The organism is Sporosarcina sp. P16b (assembly GCF_002743065.1).
Classification (GTDB): Bacteria; Bacillota; Bacilli; order Bacillales_A; family Planococcaceae; genus Sporosarcina.
In genome coordinates this window covers 56245-73157 of the sequence record NZ_PDYO01000011.1, presented here as the reverse complement: position 1 = coordinate 73157, position 16913 = coordinate 56245, and the positions used below count along the sequence as shown (strand labels likewise).

The following is a 16913-nucleotide window of genomic DNA, read 5'->3' as shown; positions in this document are numbered from 1 at the left end:
AGTACGCTCCCTCCTTCTCTCCTTCATCTCCTAGTACTTCACTACATCTTGTCAGTCAGTAAAATGAAAATTCGATTAGCTCGAGTTTCATTTGCTGGCATCAATTAAGATACTCATTTTGTTTGTGTCACCGTTAGGTGCACAAACTGTATTTCGTTAACGTTTTGCTGTTCAGTTTTCAAGGTTCATTTGTTTTTAAAATAATGGAGCGGGTAGGGAGAATCGAACTCCCATCATCAGCTTGGAAGGCTGAGGTTTTACCACTAAACTATACCCGCATATAATTTGTAATTGAATTGTAATGGTGAGAATGTTTGGTGCGGTAAAGAGGATTTGAACCTCCACGGGGTTAACCCCCACTAGGCCCTCAACCTAGCGCGTCTGCCGTTCCGCCACTACCGCTTTGTTTTAGCGACAATTACTAGTATACACCTTCAGTTTAATAAGTCAAGAGCTTTCTTAAAAACTTTTTAAACTTTTTTAAATTGAATGGTGAGCCGTACAGGATTCGAACCTGTGACCCTCTGATTAAAAGTCAGATGCTCTACCGACTGAGCTAACGGCTCATATTAAAATGAAAGGAACAAATCATTCCAAATACCTTTGATCTCTTTAACGCGTGTAGTACGCAGTAAAAATGGCTGGGGTAGCTGGATTCGAACCAACGAGTGACGGAGTCAAAGTCCGTTGCCTTACCGCTTGGCTATACCCCATCAATGATAACCTACTATCAAATCTTCAGGGATTTGTTTGTTTTATTAAAAGTGACCCCTACGGGATTCGAACCCGTGATACCGCCGTGAAAGGGCGGTGTCTTAACCGCTTGACCAAGGGGCCTAAGTTATATTGACGCTTCAGCAAGCAAACCGTTTGTTGCGCTTATCTTAGTCGACTTTTACTATTATAGACAGGGTCTTGCCGTTCGTCAACCTTTTTAAGCAATCTTTTTTAAATAACTTTTCAATGCGCTTTGAATCGTTGATATGACAACCTTTTCAATTAAAAAATCTCAAGCCGCAAAGTCTTCTTTCACTTCTGTTTGTCCCATTATTTAAAAGGCATCCAATCGCTAAGATTGAATGCCTTTTATATCTTCACTTCACTTTTGAAATCTCCCCTGCACATTTTCCACAGCGATACTTCGCACAATTCATTCTTCTACGTCTAGGATAATCCAATCCGCAAGCTGTACAACGATATAAATGGATTATTGTACTTTTCGCTCGGCGTTCCGTAAGTGGCTTGCAATGACGGGGTGAATTCGTTTCTTTTAGCAGCTTTTTAAAATCCGAATCTCCGTGTTTATATCCCTTTCCTTCTATATGAAGGTGATAATGGCAAAGTTCATGTTTAATGATCCCGATTAATTCTTCTTCATCATGAAGCTTAATCACTAACGGATTAATCTCTATATAATGATTACTTAACTTGTAGCGACCACCCGTCGTCCGCAGTCTACTATTAAAAATCGCTTGATGGACAAACGGCTTATGGAAAATTTCCAATGAAATCTGCTCAACCAGCTGCTGTAAATATTCTTCTGACATGCTGATTCTCTCCTTTATTTCTTAAGGGGAAGCATGGATAATGCGATACGCCCTTTCTGACGATCAACAGAATCAATCCATACTGTAACAATATCACCGGATGCCACTACATCTAAAGGATGCTTGACATAGCCATTTTTCATTTTGGATATGTGAACTAATCCATCTTCCGAAACACCTATGTCTATAAATGCACCGAAATCCACTACGTTGCGCACTGTTCCCTGCATTTCCATTCCTTCATGTACATCTTTAATATCGAGTACATCCGCTTTCAATAAAGGTTGCGGATAATCGTCACGCGGGTCACGATTTGGCCGCTGTAATGTTTGGATAATATCTTGCAATGTGATCTCTCCCACGTCTAACTGCGCAGCAAGTGTCGTGATATCCACGTGTTCAAGAGCAATCGTCGCTTCTTCTGTACCAAGCTGGGACTTGTCAAGTTGCAACTCTTTCAATACTGCTTCTGCCACTTTATAACTCTCTGGATGAATTCCTGTCGAGTCAAAGCGCTCTTTCGATTCCGGTATGCGTAAGAAGCCAATTGCCTGTTCATACGTTTTCGCACCGAGCCTCGGTACTTTTTTCAACTCTGTACGTTTTGTGAACTTTCCTGCATCTTCTCTAGCCTTGACAATGTTCTCCGCCACGGCTTTTGATAGACCTGAAACGTACTGTAATAGCGAAGATGAAGCAGTATTAACATTCACCCCCACTCGGTTCACCGCTGTTTCCACAACAAATGAAAGTGATTCTGTCAAATTCTTTTTCGCTACGTCATGTTGGTATTGCCCCACACCAATAGATTCGGGATCGATTTTCACTAGCTCAGACAATGGATCTTGCAATCTTCGCGCAATGGATACCGCACTTCTTTGCTCTACTTGCAGGTCTGGAAACTCTTCACGCGCTTTTGCGGATGCTGAATATACGCTCGCTCCTGCTTCATTGACAATTACATAGGAAACCGGCTCGTCCACTTCTTTGATTAGATCGACGATAAACTTTTCTGTCTCGCGTGATGCAGTTCCGTTACCAATCGCAATAATAGATATCGGATATTTCTTCAATAAATCGAGTATTACTTTTTTTGATGCTTCTTTCTGCGGCTTCGGTGGGTGAGGATAGATGACAGAAATATCCTGAAGCTTTCCCGTTTCGTCTACTACCGCAAGTTTACATCCTGTTCTGAACGCCGGATCTACGCCTAGTACTGTTCTACCTTTTAACGGCGGCTGTAATAGAAGGCTCCGAAGATTTTCCGAAAACACGTGAATTGCCTGCGTTTCCGCTTTTTCAGTTAACGTCGTTCGTACTTCTCTCTCTATTGAAGGGGCAATTAATCGTTTGAAAGAATCCTCTAACGCTTCTCTTATATATACCGCAGATGAAGAAGGATGTCGCTTTAGATACGTACGCTCGAGATCCCCAATGATGCGATCAGCCGGGAAACCAACCCCCACACGTAGCACATTCTCTTTTTCTCCTCGATTAATAGCTAAAACGCGGTGAGGCACGATTTTACTGAGTGGCTCTTCATATTCATAGTAATTTTCAAAAATTTTCCGTTCATCTTCCGCATCCTTTTTCAGGGTAGCAGTCAGTTTCCCAGATGCCCATGTGATTTTACGAATCTTTTCACGCATCGTCGCGTCTTCCGATACTCTTTCCGCAATGATGAACTTAGCGCCTTCTAACGCATCTTCTATTGTAAGAATTTCTTTTTCATGATTGATATAGGCTTGTGCTGTAGTCTCAATATTCACAGATGACTGCTGTATTAATTGGTCAGCAAGAGGTTCCAAGCCGTTTTCAATCGCAATCATCGCTTTCGTACGTCGTTTTTGTTTATAAGGGCGGTACAAGTCTTCGATTCGTTGCAATACCGTTGCACGCTCAATATCTGCCTTTAACGTATCATCCAACTTCCCTTGTTCATCGATTAAACGCAGAACTTCTTCTTTTCGCTGTTCAAGCGACTTGATATAATGATAGGCGTCTTCAATTTCCTTGATCTGCACTTCATCAAGTGAACCTGTTGCTTCTTTTCGATAACGCGCAATAAAAGGTACAGTGTTGCCTTCTTCCAACAGAGCGATGACACTTGCCGTTTGGCGTTTACTGATTCCTGCGCGGCTTGCTGTTGCTTCCATAAGATCTTTTGACAATTCAACCACCCTCTCTTCTTTCCATATAATAGCATGTTTCTAACGCAGTTTCCTTCTGCAACTATTTTATTTTCAAACACAAAAAAGCCGCTTCAACTTAATGAAGCAGGCTTGCTGCGATGAATGTCGCATCATCATTATCTTCAATTGTACGTTCAACCTTTTTATATAATTGATAAGAAGTGGAGTTTTCTTGCAAGTACTTTTTAGGACTTCGCAAGTTTACGCCATCAGAATGGAGGAAGAACCGGTCATTCTTGTTATAAGGATACCTTTGCGTACGGGGCGATTGTGGTCGTCCGGATAGATAACCCATTACTGGTAAAGGATAAATCATCTGACCATTTGATTGTAGGATATAGATTCGAATGTTACCGACACAACTATATTCCAAAGTTTGTTGTTCAAAATACACTTTTACAATCCCTACTGCCGCGCCACGTTTATGTAACATCTGTTTATTACAACGCAGTAACAAATCGTCAGGTGATTCATGGTGATACAACTTTAAGACTTGTGGAATTATTTCAGCAGATTCTTTCGCTTCTGTTCCACTGCCTAAGCCGTCTGCAATAGCACAAATGAAATAATCTTCTTCTGAATGAATGTAGTATGCATCCCCAGAATCTTTATTACCTTTTTTGGACTGTTGGAATATATATGCCTCTACATAGTCATTCTCAAAAGTTTCCACTAATTTGCACCACCACTCGTTAGGATTACTTCTTGCAACTTCTTAATTGCTTTCCGTTGCAGTCTCGAAACATGCATTTGAGAAATATCAAGTAATTCTCCGGCTTCTTTCTGACTCATCTGATCGATATATGTATACTGGATAATCTGACGTTCACGCTCAGTTAAAACGTTCAGTGCATTCAAAACCAGCATACGCTGATCTGTTTTTTCAAAACCGTCATCCGTCTCACCAATAATATCAAGCAGTGTAATGGTTCCACCTTCTGAATCCGCGTCTAATGTATGGTCAATTGATAGCGCTTGATAGCTTCTGCCCATCTCCATCGCCTCAAGCACTAATTCCTCATCAGTACCTAGGTATTCCGCTATTTCATAGACCATTGGCGATCGCTGAAATTCAGTCGTTAACGTTTCAACCGCCGCTTTGATTTTCGGCCCTAACTCCTTGATTCTTCGCGGAACATGAACAGCCCATGTTTTATCACGAAGGAAACGTTTGATTTCCCCGATAATTGTCGGTACAGCAAACGCCTCGAAATTCCGTCCCTGTTCGGGATCATATCTTCGTATTGCGCCTAATAGTCCTAGCATTCCCGCCTGGACAATGTCTTCATGATGCGATTGTCCACGCGAGTATTTGCGCGCGATTGAGTGTACCAGTCGCTCATAATGTAGGACTAGTTGCGTCTGCGCATAGTCGTCATTATTCTCCTGGTATTCATGTATCCATTTAATGACTTGCTCTTTTGTCTCATTGTCACGAGAAGACTGTTGATTTGACATGATCCTCTCCCCGCTCTCTGCCCAAATATTTGGTCATGAAAACAATGACACCCTCCCCATGGTCAACTTTGACTTCATCCATTAAAGTTTCCATCAAGTAAAGTCCCAATCCACCTTCTCTAAGAGGTGATTCTTCATTCCAGTCTTGATAAGGACCGACTTTTTTCTTTGTTTCTTCAAAATCAAAGCTTTGACCATGGTCCGTCACAACAATTTCTAGACGATCTTTATAAAGGGCACACCCTAGGATTACTTCACCCGTTTTTTCATCATTGTATGCGTGTTGCACAGCATTCGTCACCGCTTCACTTGCAGCGATCTTCAAGTCTTCAATCTCATCATATGTAAATCCAATACGACTCGCAAGACCTGATATAGCTAAACGAGCTACACCTACGTACTGAGCTTTTGCCGGAACTTTTATTTCGATGTAATCAAACGCTTGCATTGTCTTCGCCACCTTTAGATTGTTCTATCTCCATAATCTCACTGAGGCCCGTAATTTCGAACAATCGATAAAGGCGTCGGTTTAGTCCTTTGATGACTAACTTTCCATTACACGCTTTTACTTCTTTATAGTATCCGACAAATACGCCTAAGCCTGTACTGTCCATATAATTCACTTCAGACAAATCCAATTCTACTTCGATTCCTTCCACTAACTCTAAAGTAGCCAAATACTCTTTTAATTTTGGCGCTGTATATATATCGATCTCTCCGATAATTTTAAAATTATGCACGAGATCTTTATCAACTTGCTCAACTTGTAAATTCATTTCGCCACCCCGATCGTTTTCTCTATTTTCTCTGAATGCACAGCGTAATCCTACTTGCTACACACTCATTGTTTTATACCCATTCTCTAATTTCTTAAACATTTATTTTGTTTTCTTCAAAATTACAAGTGTGAAATCATCATGCAATTCATAGTTTTGCATTTTAGAAAGCTCACTAAATAAATAGTCAACCATTGCTTGTGCACTTTCTGAACGCACTTCGCGCAATAAATTTTCTATAACATCCATCTCAATGAAACCTTTATCGGTTCTAGTTTCCGTTACACCATCCGTCATAATAGCGACGAAATCATTATCATCAAGACGCACAGTTCGTTCTTCATACACCGCTTCTTCTTGAACACCAAGTAACAGACCTTTACTTTCAAGCAAACTGTACGAATCTTCTGCCGCACGATAAAATAGAGCCGGCTCATGGCCTGCCGAAGAATAGCGAAATACCGAATTTTTGGTATCGTATTTTCCATAAAACATGGAAATAAACATAGAATCAGCAATGCTTTGTTCCACCATTTTATTAATAAAGCTCAACACTTCAAAAGGATTTCTTTTCTCATATCGCAGACTATCCATACCAAACTTCACCATAGACATATGCATAGCTGCTGACATGCCTTTTCCGATTATGTCAGCTACAGCCAAGCAAACTTCTTGTTCTGTTTCCTTTAGAAAATACACATAATCTCCATTCATTTGCTTCGACGGTCTGGAAATCCAACCTATATCGAGACCCTCCAACACAGGAGTTGACGTTTGCAACAAAGTGTTTTGTACTCTAACAGCAATATCCATCTCTGTTTGAATGGCTTCTTGTTTGCGGATCAAACTCTGATGCTCTTTAAGCGCCAGTCCATAATGAATCATCATTTCAATTAAAAAATCGAACGACACGCTGACATCGGCCGGCAAATCTTTAATTAATTCTTCAATAGAATTTTTATGAATACTAATGACGTCTTCCGGCGCAATACTTTTTTCTATGAAGCTGCGGCTGAATTGCTGTCCCAAATAGAGATCTTCTTCTCCTTTGGAGTGCAGATAATTCTCCAGCATTTGCTTATACTGCTTACCCGCCTCTTGTGGCAATACCCTTCAACTCCTAGTGCAACCATTTCGTCGCTGTAATAGTGGTACCTACGCCCACTTCTGTTTCTATACGAAAATCATCCATCAATCGTTTAACTCCTGGCATTCCTGCACCCAATCCTCCGGAAGTTGTATAGCCATCTGTCATAACTTTTTGCAAATCAGGAATTCCTGGTCCTTCATCGGAAGCAGTAATAAGTAAACCAACCCGGTTGCCTACTGTGATAGGCACAATTTCGATTCGACCTTTTCCTGCGTAAAGATATATATTCCTTGCTAATTCACTTATGGCAGTCGTTATTCTCGCTTGGTCGACTGTCCCAAAGCCCGTACTTTTCGCCTCATTACGACCCAATTGTCTAGCGGCAACAATATCCCACTCCGTCTTGATCTCTATAGAAGACCTGTGTTCCATGGTCAGGCCTCCAATTCTCTAGTCAATTTCTCTAGCCCATTCTCTAGATCTAATGCAGTTGTCACGTTCTCTAAACGGATACCTAATTCAATTAACGTGATGGCTACAGATGGTTGAATACCTGTGATAACTACTTTCGCGCCCATCAGACTTGTCATATGAATAACATCACCTAGCACTTTTGCAATGAATGAATCAATAAAGTCAATGGGTGTCAAATCAATTACAACGCCTCGTGCAGACGTTTTATGCAATTGATTCAATAAATCTTCCTGGAATTGTAAAGCGGTCTGATCATCAAGTTCTACTTGAATAGATACAATCAACGTGTCTTTTAGCTTTAGAATTGGGATTCGCATCTTCATACTACTTTTCCTCCTCCACAATTGTCCGTCCTGTCATTTCAAGCGCCTTCTGCATCCCTCTGCGTAACGTGCTTGTCGTTGAGAAGTCTGTAAGATTAATACCAAGAGTCACAATAGTCTGCGCGATTTCTGGACGAATTCCAACTAGCATACATTTCGCACCAACTAGACGAACCGCGTCTGCCGCTTGGATGATATGGTGCGCAACCATCGTATCTACTACCGGAACACCTGTAATATCAAGTAACACGACTTCAGCGCGTTGCTTGACAACCCCTTCCAATAGATTTTCCATAATCAATTTCGCACGCTCTGTATCAATTGTACCGACTAACGGCATGACAGATATCTTGTCGAATACCGGAATCAAAGAAGCCGATAGTTCTTGCAATGCAATCTTCTGCAAGCTGTCCGTACGTTCCCACTTCGTAGCATATTCTTCAATTATGCTCTCTCTTAGCGGATTGATCCAGTTTGAGAAAATAGTAACCCCTTCGCGCAAGTTGGAGTCCTGTAAAATCCCCTTCTCATAGAATAGATCATATACGACGCTAGAAAACGTATCAATTGCCCGATTGATAAACTTAATTGACCATCCAAAATGAATGATTTTCTCCGTAAACTCATCCAATCGTGCCTTGTCCACTGTTTCACGGTACGATAGATTAGATGTCATCAAATCTGCAAACTCTCTACTAGTTGTAGCTACTACAGCTGCTGGCATTAAATCTAGAAAACGCTCATCAGCATTCTCTTTCATTTCTTCTACCCAGCGCGTAGTGATTATATCTATATTCTCGGCTATACCTTTTTTCATGACTTCGTTCATCGTTATTTGTTCCTCCCTACATCTTCAGTTATCCCTATTGTATCGAATTTCTCTACAAACTACATGTTTTTAACCAACTTTTTCGAAATTACTATAAAAAAAACACTATAACCGGTTGGCTATAGTGTTTTCAGGGGCCATTAGTTACTGGCGCCATCTGCAATAAAAGTTAGTAGTATATGTATGCTAAAATTTAATAAGTCCGAAGCTTACTTGTAAAGCTTCGTCGACTTGCTTCATTAACGCATCGTCTAAGTGTGTTATTTTGTCTGTAAGCCTTGACTTGTCGATTGTGCGGACTTGCTCGAGCAGGATGACTGAATCCCGCTCGAATCCATGCCGTGCCGCTGTAATTTCGACATGTGTCGGCAATTTTGCTTTTTGTATTTGTGCAGTAATGGCTGCCACAATCACTGTAGGACTGAATCGGTTACCGATATCATTTTGGATGATTAGTACCGGTCTGGTCCCACCCTGTTCAGAACCGACTACAGGTGACAAATCTGCAAAAAAGACGTCTCCGCGTTTAATTGCCAACTTTTCATCCTCCGCTGACGCAACGTTCTACGGTATGCTGAGCTTCAAATTCCGCATATAAACATTCTGCCGCTATGTTGAGGTTGATTTGCGACATTTCCACATAACCTCTAATCATGGCTTCACGTAATAATGAAGCTTCGCCATGTTTGATATGTTTCACATCTGTCGTATAAACGAAATCTTCTTGCACTTGCTCCCATTGAAAGATCGCGTCTTCATTTTGCTGTTGCAATCTGGTTGAGGCTATACTAAGTATTCTTTTATCGTTTTTATCCGTACGCAAATCGAGCACCTCCGACAAACCCATCCCTCTATTTCTATATCATTTCTATCTTACCATTTATATTGGAATATGAAAAGACAAGGTTTGAAGTGTTTTGACAAGAAATACTAGTTTCGTCAGTAGTATGTCGAATTGAAGGGCCGTCACGTCATATATTTCGCCAGATAGTTTCGACGCTTTTTACGTATAGACTCTAGGTATTCGTGTAGAAATTGTTACAGCCACTTCATAGGGTATCGTATTTAGGCGTTCAGACCATTCTTCTATCATTATTTCTTCGTTTCCCTGTTTGCCGATCAATATTACCTTTTCACCTTCGGGATATTCACGTGGTAATCGGATCATGCATTGGTCCATACAAATGGTGCCAACAATTGGTACCCTCTTGCCATCGATCAGTACTTCCTGACCTCTTAGCGAACGCCTCAGCCCATCCGCATAGCCCACTGGTAATGTACCGATCCATTCACCTTCAGCCGCTTTATACGTACCACCATAGCTAATCTCCTCGCCAGCCGCCATCTGTTTCACGTAAGTTAATTCGGTTTCAATCGTCAACGCTCGTTCAAGCTTAAACGGCAACTGCTTAGCGACGATATGAGACGGCGGAATACCGTACAAGCTTATGCCAAAACGGACAGCGTCAAGTGCGTATTCAGGAAACAACAAAATCCCCGCGCTATTTGACGCATGAATGAGACGCGGTTTTTCAGGCAAACAACTCACTAGGCGCATGAATCGTTCAAACTGTCGCTGTGTTGGTTCCCGATTTTCTTCATCTGCACGTGCAAAATGCGTGAATACACCATCAATAGATAAATCAGACTGTTGAATAGACTTCGCCAATCGCGTTAGCTCCTCTTCAGTCCGCACTCCAATTCTACCCATTCCACTGTCGATTTTTACATGAATCCTACATTTATTATCAAATGGTTGTTGTGCCCGTACTTGTTTTACCCAATTTTCACTTGTGACCGTCAAAATAATACGATGTTTTGCCGCTACAGCCGCAAATGATACCGGTGAAAATCCCAGCACGAGAATATCGGTGGTCGGTTGTGTTTTCCTGAGCGTCATCGCTTCATCAGGGGTGGCAACGGCAAACATGTCTGCTCCCGCTTGCAATGCAGCGGAAGCAGCCTGTGCTACTCCATGACCGTATCCATCCGATTTGACGACCGCGATCAACTTGGTTTCTTTAGGTAAATAAGAAATAAGGTGTTGTGCATTTTGCTCAATAGCTTCTGTATTAATAACCGCTCGTGTTGGGCGATATTGTGTTTCGTTAAACATTTCCTTCCACCTCTTTACAGGATAGACTGTCGCATGAAATAATTATCTATCCTAAGGCATAGTCTAGTCAATTGATTTAGGCATTGTTATTTGGATTCTGTCGCTGTCATCGCATTTGCTACAGTGATCAATTCTTCTTTACTTAACATGTCGGATGCAACAAAGAACGCCATGCCATTCGCTTCCCAGTGAATGGATTTATCCGTCAATGCCGCTACTGCGAAACCTAGATCAACTGGATCACCCTCGATGGATACAGGCATTTGATTCAAAGGCTTTTCAGCTGGTTCCTGAATTACAACATATTCTTTATCTCCACTGAATGTCATGATAACACGCTGACCGTTCTCAATTTCCACGCTCTTCTCCTCCGACAGTGTCGTACCTTGTAAATTAGCAACCGGATAGTAAGTTTGTTGATCTACCTTAGCCTGATCTTCCCCATCGCTTTCCTTTGCTTCTCCGTCAGAATCGGCTTGATCACCGTCTGCCTTCGGTTTATCCATTTCTACCTTATACTCTGCAACTTTATGCTCTACACCTAAGGCAATTTTATCGAACTTAATGGAAATCTTTTCTTCACCCGCTTCATCATGAATCGTCACCTTGCTTGGTAACAAAGTCTTTTTATCGATATGAATTTTCTGAGTTGGTAAAAGTGACTTATGATTATTGCGTGTCGCCGTTTCAAAGATATACTCTTTTTCCTTTTCTTCCATGACTGCTGCTTTGTCCGCCTTAATATCTTCAGCAAGCGTTCCGATCAGATACCCTTGACTGTTTTGAGCCGGCCAGTCACTTTGGAATTTATATGTTTTGCCGAGTGACGGCGTAATAACAAACACGCCTTCTTCATTACGAACGATCATTTGCGACTCTTCATTCCCCGATTGTGTCACATTCACTTTGTAAAACTCTGGCTTAGTATGCCATACTTCCACATTGTACACCCGAGGCTCTGAACCTGTTTTGATTTCCATTGAAGCATTTAACTCATACCCCTTTGTTTCGTTCCACTTATTGCTAAGTTTCTTCATGACATCTTCTTTAGAAGGTTTACCACATCCTCCTAGTACTAACATAACGGCGACGACTGTTAACAAGATAATTTTTTTCCGCATTCTTTTCATCCTTTCTCCAATCAATTCGGGTAGCTTATCTTATGAGAGGGATGAATCGATTATGCGAGCTTGTTTTAAATTCTATTTAGACACCTTCACGATTCCATTAGGACCACTTGTGCAGCCGCTACACTTTGGGTATGCGTAATGCTAATGAACCCTTGAACCAGTTGACTATGAAAGTACAATACTGGGCGGCCACTTGCTTCTGAAATGACTTCAATGTCCAGAAAACTGCAATCTGTTCCGATTCCAGTCCCACGCGCTTTTGAGAATGCCTCTTTAGCCGCGAATCGCCCCGCCAAGTATTCATATTTACGGTGGCCACTTAACGTTTCATATACTCGCAGTTCTCTTTTAGACAATATACGCTCTCTGAATTTTGCACCACGGCCATCCAAGCGAGCTATTCGATCTAATTCCACGATGTCTAATCCAATTCCTTGAATCAAAATGAACAACTCCTTTCCCTTCAAGTTAAATAATATGTATAATCAGTACAGAAGATTGAGGTGAAACCATGTTTATAAGAACGGAAAACTTTTCACAATATGTTCGCGCCTATCCTGTCGTGACATTTTTGCTCGCCTTAAATATCGGGATATTTATCTATACATTGATTCCCGGCATTGGCGATCAGCTCTTTTTATTCGGCTTGGGAGACAACTTGCTCATTGCGAACGGAGAGTATTGGCGCTTAATAACCCCTATGTTTTTGCATGGCGGTTTCATGCATTTACTATTTAACATGTTCTCGCTATTCGTTTTCGGACCGGAACTTGAGAAAATCGCAGGGAAAGCACGGTTTATTACAGTATATATGTTAGCGGGCTTATTCGGTGATATCGCAACATACTTCGTACAACCCGCTGCCTATACGCACGTCGGTGCAAGCGGTGCGATCTTCGGCGTGTTCGGCGCGTTTGGTGCGCTTGTCTATTACACGAAGCATGCGTTTCCACAGTTGAGACAAGTTATTTTACCGATTATCGTCATTAGTGTTGTGATGACGTTTGTTGGAACGAATATCAACGTGACAGCCCACATTGCAGGCCTGCTCACAGGCTTCCTGATTGGGCTAAGCTACTTCAATCCGAAGAACATTGTCAGTTGGCGAAAAAAGTAGTGTAATGCAAAGTCAGACAGGGTGTATCCTTGTCTGACTTTTTGAATTGCGATGAAGTAGAGAGTGAATTAGTGAGTACGAGGGGATTTCCACTACCCCCTGTCAGCCTTTCTACTTTCATTGAGAACCAAAAACCAGACAAGTTTAGTTGTCTGGCTCTATTTGCGATTCTGTGCTTTCTGGATGGAACTCATACCAAGACAAGAACTTTTCTGCGTCCTCCTGCGGCATGTGGCGAATGGCTGGGGCATCAAGTGTCATGCCAGATTTGACGTTTACCGTAAGGGTCGCGACCTTTTTTCTCCGATGGAAATAATTCTGATCTAACTCCATTGACTGAATCCGGTTCTTCTCCGTAAACACCGTCTGTCGGCTGATTGTGCGAAAACGCATCGTCAATTGTTTCGTCAAGATGGTATAGGCCGCTGTTTTGTATTGCCATATACCGTGCAACCCTACTAATGGTAATAGTAGCAACATAAGCAATCCATATGGGAAAAAGTTGTACGAGACAATCCCTATCGGTAGTAGTGTGACAAGTAACTTAAAACGATAATAGAAACGTTTTCCTCTTCCGCCAATTTTCTTTGTCGGTTCACTGAAATCCATATTTGGAAATAGCTCCTGCAATGGTTCAATCATGCTATTTCGTTTTGCCAACGGGAAAAGTTTGATTCGTGAACCTTCTCCCACTCCTCCCGCACTATTGATGATGACTGCGCCATAGCCGAATAGCTGACGGATAGGATTTTCGGTGATGGTGATATTTTGTACACGTTTTAATGGCACAGTAACTCGCTTCTTCTCGAGCAACCCGCGCGTGATGACTAAATTATCTTTCTCACGTATGACTTTGAAATCATAATTTGCAAAGAATGTCATTGCGACAGATAACAACCAAACGATCAGGAAACCAAGTACTACTAAAATCGCAACGACGAAAACACCGATGCGGATGAAAGATTTCAGTTCTCCAAACAACCAGTCATACGGAATGAGTTCCTCAATTTGCGACAGGAATACGATCGCACCGGATAAAATAACTCCAATCCCACCGGAAGTTGTTGCAAGCATAAGCAAGTCACTGGTCGTCATAGAGAAAATTACTGATGCTGGTTGCTGCGCTATCTGCACTTCTTCCGGCTCTCGTATCAACTGCCACTCTATTTGATCAAATAATGCCGGTTCCGGACCTAGAACTTTCATTTTCTTCGACTGCTTAATTTCTTTTTCAATTTGTTGCGCCGCTTCCTTCGTGATTGCAGTTAATTCAGCTTCTGCATCTTTACCGGATGACGAACCTGCTGTTTCAATTTTGACCTTAACCAACTGAAATGGCCGATGAAAAATACCTTCTGTGTAATCTAGACTTTGAATACGTTCGAATGGAATGTAACGTTTTTTCCGTACAAACAAACCCGATACGATGCGCAACTCCTGATCTTCAAACCAGTAATCAAAACGGCGCCATTTCACAATACCCGAAACTAATGTAAATACGAGAAGCACGCCAAATAAAATCAACGACCAATACTGGATATACCACGGCGCTGTACTTTCTCCTTTGAAACCATTCACGAAAACCAAGATGACGAACGGACCGATCAACTCTTTTAATGCTTTCGCCGTCTCGACAACAGCTGATATCCAATGAAGTTTATAACGTGGTTCAGACATCATCTTTCGCCACCCTTGCAAACGTGGAAATACGGTTGCGTAGTTCATCTGCTTCTTCCGTCACAAGCGCAGGAATGGAATGATTAGTCGCTGCAGTAGAGATCGTGATGGAGGCCAGACCATACTTACGTAAAATAGGTCCTTCCGCTGTATCCACGTGCTGAACGCGCACCATCGGAATGAGCGTACGATTGACGATGAATAATCCATGTTGAAGCTCAATTTCCGCTTCACGCACTTCATAGCGCCAACGTTGCCAACGAATTTTCGGGAATAAATAAATTGATAAATACGCATGTAATAATACAACCACCGCAACGACGATTATAATCCAAATTGGCCAATCAAAAAAATATGATAAAAAACCTAAACCGATTGCGATTGCTAGTATAATCACACTTTGAATCGTTCCATACAGTCTCCAAACTGTTAATCCTTTTCTGGATAGTTGATTTGAAGGTTGTCGTCTCACAAGACCACCTCATTTCGAATTTCTATTTATATATACGTAACAATTGTAAAAACGTTTCATTCTCATCGATCATATCATATTCACGACAAAAAAATCCGGGCTGCTATAATGCAGGCCCGGATTTTATATTTTTTTCTTAGCGTTCTGAACGAGTGCTACTGCTACGTCTTGATGCGCCATCTCTTCTAGCGCCATCGCGAGGTCCGCTACTACGTCTAGTTGATCCGCCAGCTGATGAACTTCTGCCGCGTCCTCCTTGAGAACGTCCGCCACCGCTACGATTGCCGCCTTTATAGCCGCCACCGGAACGCGATGAAGATGGTCTGCGTGAAGGTAGTGGGCGCTCTTCTGAAATACTTACAGGAGTTTCATCAACACTCTTAGTCAATGACTTAAGTGCTGCCGCCACAACTTCTTTCGCATCATGTTTCTCAAGCAATTGTGCTGCTAATCCAGCATAATCCTCTGAATTGTTCTGTTCAATTACTTCCACCAAGGAATCCACTGCATTTTTCTTCTGTTCAAGCAATGCCTCGTCAGAAGTTGGTGGGCGTAATGGAGTCATACGCTTCTTAGTCGTTTCCTCAACGATACGAAGATAACCCATTTCACGTGGTGTTACGAATGTAACAGCCACTCCGTTTTTACCAGCACGGCCTGTACGACCGATACGGTGAACATAGCTCTCTGGATCTTGTGGAATGTCAAAGTTGTAAACGTGTGTTACGCCTGAGATATCCAATCCACGTGCAGCTACATCTGTCGCTACAAGTACATCGATTTTATTGTCTTTGAACTGACGCAAAACTGACATACGCTTTGCTTGTGTCAAGTCACCATGAATTCCTTCAGCAATATAGCCGCGGATACTTAGCGCATGAGCCAACTCGTCTACCCGACGTTTTGTACGTCCGAATACGATAGCCAATTCAGGCTGTTGAACGTTCAACAATCTTGATAACACATCAAATTTCTCACGTTCATGAGACTTTACGAAGAACTGTTCAATGTTCTCAACAGTCATTTCTTTTGATTTGATTTTCACCATTTCTGGGTTTCTCATGAAAGTTTCCGCAATTTTACGGATTGGAGCAGGCATAGTTGCTGAGAATAGCAACGTCTGACGCTCGGCCGGTACGCTTGCAAGAATTGTATTGATATCTTCGATGAATCCCATGTTCAACATTTCATCTGCTTCGTCCAAAACAAGTGTTTGTACGTGATCAAGCTTCAATGTTTTACGGTTGATATGATCCAAAATACGTCCCGGTGTACCGACTACGATGTTTGGATTATTACGAAGTGCACGAATTTGACGTCCGATTTCTTGTCCGCCATAAACAGAAAGAACCTTCGCACGGCTACCGTAGCCGACTTTATAAATTTCTTCTGATACTTGGATTGCCAATTCACGAGTTGGTGCGATGACCAGCGCTTGAACCGCAGTACTCTTCGGATCCAACTTTTCAATGATCGGAATACCAAATGCTGCTGTTTTACCAGTACCTGTTTGCGCTTGCCCGATTACGTCGCGGCCTTCCATACCAAAAGTGATTGTACCTTCTTGGATTGGCGTTGCCTCTTCAAACCCCATGCGTAGCAAAGCGTTTTGTGTTGTTTCACTAATATTTAATTCTGAAAACTTAGTCAAAATATTCATTCTCCTTTATTTCTCCATTTGACAATTGGTTACATCTGCAAATGAAAGCGCG

19 protein-coding genes and 5 tRNA genes are annotated in these 16913 nt (G+C 41.9%); 1 reads left to right on the top strand and 23 read right to left on the bottom strand.

Annotation, left to right across the window (positions count from 1 at the left end):
- Positions 1 to 204 precede the first annotated feature (204 nt).
- The 20 genes from CSV77_RS12415 to acpS all read right to left on the bottom strand — a co-directional run bounded on the left by CSV77_RS12415 (position 205) and on the right by acpS (position 12378).
- Positions 205 to 278: transfer RNA gene (locus tag CSV77_RS12415), tRNA-Gly, on the bottom strand.
- Positions 279 to 315: 37 nt separating this feature from the next.
- A tRNA-Leu gene (locus CSV77_RS12410) sits at positions 316 to 402 on the bottom strand.
- Positions 403 to 490: 88 nt separating this feature from the next.
- Positions 491 to 566: transfer RNA gene (locus CSV77_RS12405), tRNA-Lys, on the bottom strand.
- A gap of 72 nt (positions 567 to 638) precedes the next feature.
- A tRNA-Gln gene (locus tag CSV77_RS12400) sits at positions 639 to 713 on the bottom strand.
- 52 nt (positions 714 to 765) lie between these two features.
- Positions 766 to 837: transfer RNA gene (locus CSV77_RS12395), tRNA-Glu, on the bottom strand.
- Between the two features lie 257 nt (positions 838 to 1094).
- On the bottom strand, positions 1095 to 1547 hold the full coding sequence (locus tag CSV77_RS12390; RefSeq protein ID WP_099632488.1) for a SprT family protein: 453 nt from the start codon (positions 1545 to 1547) through the stop codon (positions 1095 to 1097).
- Between the two features lie 14 nt (positions 1548 to 1561).
- Positions 1562 to 3703 carry a Tex family protein gene (locus CSV77_RS12385; RefSeq protein ID WP_099673670.1) on the bottom strand — a complete coding sequence of 714 codons (2142 nt, stop codon included), beginning with the start codon at positions 3701 to 3703 and terminating at the stop codon, positions 1562 to 1564.
- Positions 3704 to 3815: 112 nt separating this feature from the next.
- A complete protein-coding gene (locus CSV77_RS12380) occupies positions 3816 to 4412 on the bottom strand; it encodes a PP2C family serine/threonine-protein phosphatase (RefSeq protein ID WP_099673667.1) in 597 nt (198 codons plus the stop codon).
- A complete protein-coding gene (sigB, locus tag CSV77_RS12375; RefSeq protein ID WP_099632486.1) occupies positions 4412 to 5197 on the bottom strand; it encodes an RNA polymerase sigma factor SigB in 786 nt (261 codons plus the stop codon). Before sigB ends, CSV77_RS12380 begins: the two co-directional genes overlap by 1 nt.
- The gene (gene rsbW, locus CSV77_RS12370; RefSeq protein WP_099673666.1) at positions 5172 to 5645 is read right to left on the bottom strand and encodes an anti-sigma B factor RsbW; all 474 of its coding nucleotides are present in this window, start codon (positions 5643 to 5645) and stop codon (positions 5172 to 5174) included. Before rsbW ends, sigB begins: the two co-directional genes overlap by 26 nt.
- Positions 5632 to 5973, bottom strand: a complete 342-nt coding sequence (locus CSV77_RS12365; RefSeq protein WP_099673665.1) for an STAS domain-containing protein — start codon at positions 5971 to 5973, stop codon at positions 5632 to 5634. The genes rsbW and CSV77_RS12365 overlap by 14 nt, the downstream gene beginning before the upstream one ends.
- A 102-nt stretch (positions 5974 to 6075) precedes the next feature.
- Positions 6076 to 7080 (bottom strand): PP2C family protein-serine/threonine phosphatase, encoded by a 1005-nt coding sequence (locus CSV77_RS12360; protein ID WP_199203746.1) that lies wholly within the window; start codon positions 7078 to 7080, stop codon positions 6076 to 6078.
- A 13-nt stretch (positions 7081 to 7093) separates the two neighbouring features.
- Positions 7094 to 7495 carry an anti-sigma regulatory factor gene (locus CSV77_RS12355; RefSeq protein WP_099673664.1) on the bottom strand — a complete coding sequence of 134 codons (402 nt, stop codon included), beginning with the start codon at positions 7493 to 7495 and terminating at the stop codon, positions 7094 to 7096.
- A 2-nt stretch (positions 7496 to 7497) separates the two neighbouring features.
- On the bottom strand, positions 7498 to 7860 hold the full coding sequence (locus CSV77_RS12350) for an STAS domain-containing protein (protein WP_083034138.1): 363 nt from the start codon (positions 7858 to 7860) through the stop codon (positions 7498 to 7500).
- A 1-nt stretch (position 7861) separates the two neighbouring features.
- Positions 7862 to 8689: an RsbT co-antagonist protein RsbRA gene (locus CSV77_RS12345; protein WP_099673663.1), complete on the bottom strand. Its 828-nt coding sequence runs from the start codon at positions 8687 to 8689 to the stop codon at positions 7862 to 7864.
- Between the two features lie 186 nt (positions 8690 to 8875).
- Positions 8876 to 9226 carry a type II toxin-antitoxin system PemK/MazF family toxin gene (locus CSV77_RS12340; RefSeq protein WP_029054722.1) on the bottom strand — a complete coding sequence of 117 codons (351 nt, stop codon included), beginning with the start codon at positions 9224 to 9226 and terminating at the stop codon, positions 8876 to 8878.
- Between the two features lie 4 nt (positions 9227 to 9230).
- Complete coding sequence (locus tag CSV77_RS17320; protein ID WP_099628036.1) at positions 9231 to 9536, bottom strand: transcriptional regulator; 306 nt, start codon at positions 9534 to 9536, stop codon at positions 9231 to 9233.
- 156 nt (positions 9537 to 9692) lie between these two features.
- Positions 9693 to 10805: an alanine racemase gene (gene alr, locus CSV77_RS12330; RefSeq protein ID WP_099673662.1), complete on the bottom strand. Its 1113-nt coding sequence runs from the start codon at positions 10803 to 10805 to the stop codon at positions 9693 to 9695.
- 86 nt (positions 10806 to 10891) lie between these two features.
- A complete protein-coding gene (locus tag CSV77_RS12325; protein WP_099673661.1) occupies positions 10892 to 11926 on the bottom strand; it encodes a LolA family protein in 1035 nt (344 codons plus the stop codon).
- A gap of 95 nt (positions 11927 to 12021) precedes the next feature.
- Complete coding sequence (gene acpS / locus CSV77_RS12320; RefSeq protein ID WP_099673660.1) at positions 12022 to 12378, bottom strand: holo-ACP synthase; 357 nt, start codon at positions 12376 to 12378, stop codon at positions 12022 to 12024.
- Between the two features lie 68 nt (positions 12379 to 12446).
- Between acpS and CSV77_RS12315 the strand changes: the two genes are divergently transcribed.
- The gene (locus CSV77_RS12315) at positions 12447 to 13052 is read left to right on the top strand and encodes a rhomboid family intramembrane serine protease (protein ID WP_099632478.1); all 606 of its coding nucleotides are present in this window, start codon (positions 12447 to 12449) and stop codon (positions 13050 to 13052) included.
- Between the two features lie 144 nt (positions 13053 to 13196).
- Here the strand turns inward: CSV77_RS12315 and CSV77_RS12310 are convergent, their stop codons facing one another.
- The 3 genes from CSV77_RS12310 to cshA all read right to left on the bottom strand — a co-directional run bounded on the left by CSV77_RS12310 (position 13197) and on the right by cshA (position 16852).
- The gene (locus CSV77_RS12310) at positions 13197 to 14732 is read right to left on the bottom strand and encodes a PH domain-containing protein (RefSeq protein ID WP_233212240.1); all 1536 of its coding nucleotides are present in this window, start codon (positions 14730 to 14732) and stop codon (positions 13197 to 13199) included.
- Positions 14722 to 15201 carry a PH domain-containing protein gene (locus CSV77_RS12305; RefSeq protein ID WP_099673658.1) on the bottom strand — a complete coding sequence of 160 codons (480 nt, stop codon included), beginning with the start codon at positions 15199 to 15201 and terminating at the stop codon, positions 14722 to 14724. The genes CSV77_RS12310 and CSV77_RS12305 overlap by 11 nt, the downstream gene beginning before the upstream one ends.
- Before the next feature lie 136 nt (positions 15202 to 15337).
- Positions 15338 to 16852 carry a degradosome RNA helicase CshA gene (gene cshA / locus CSV77_RS12300; RefSeq protein WP_099673657.1) on the bottom strand — a complete coding sequence of 505 codons (1515 nt, stop codon included), beginning with the start codon at positions 16850 to 16852 and terminating at the stop codon, positions 15338 to 15340.
- Positions 16853 to 16913 lie beyond the last annotated feature (61 nt).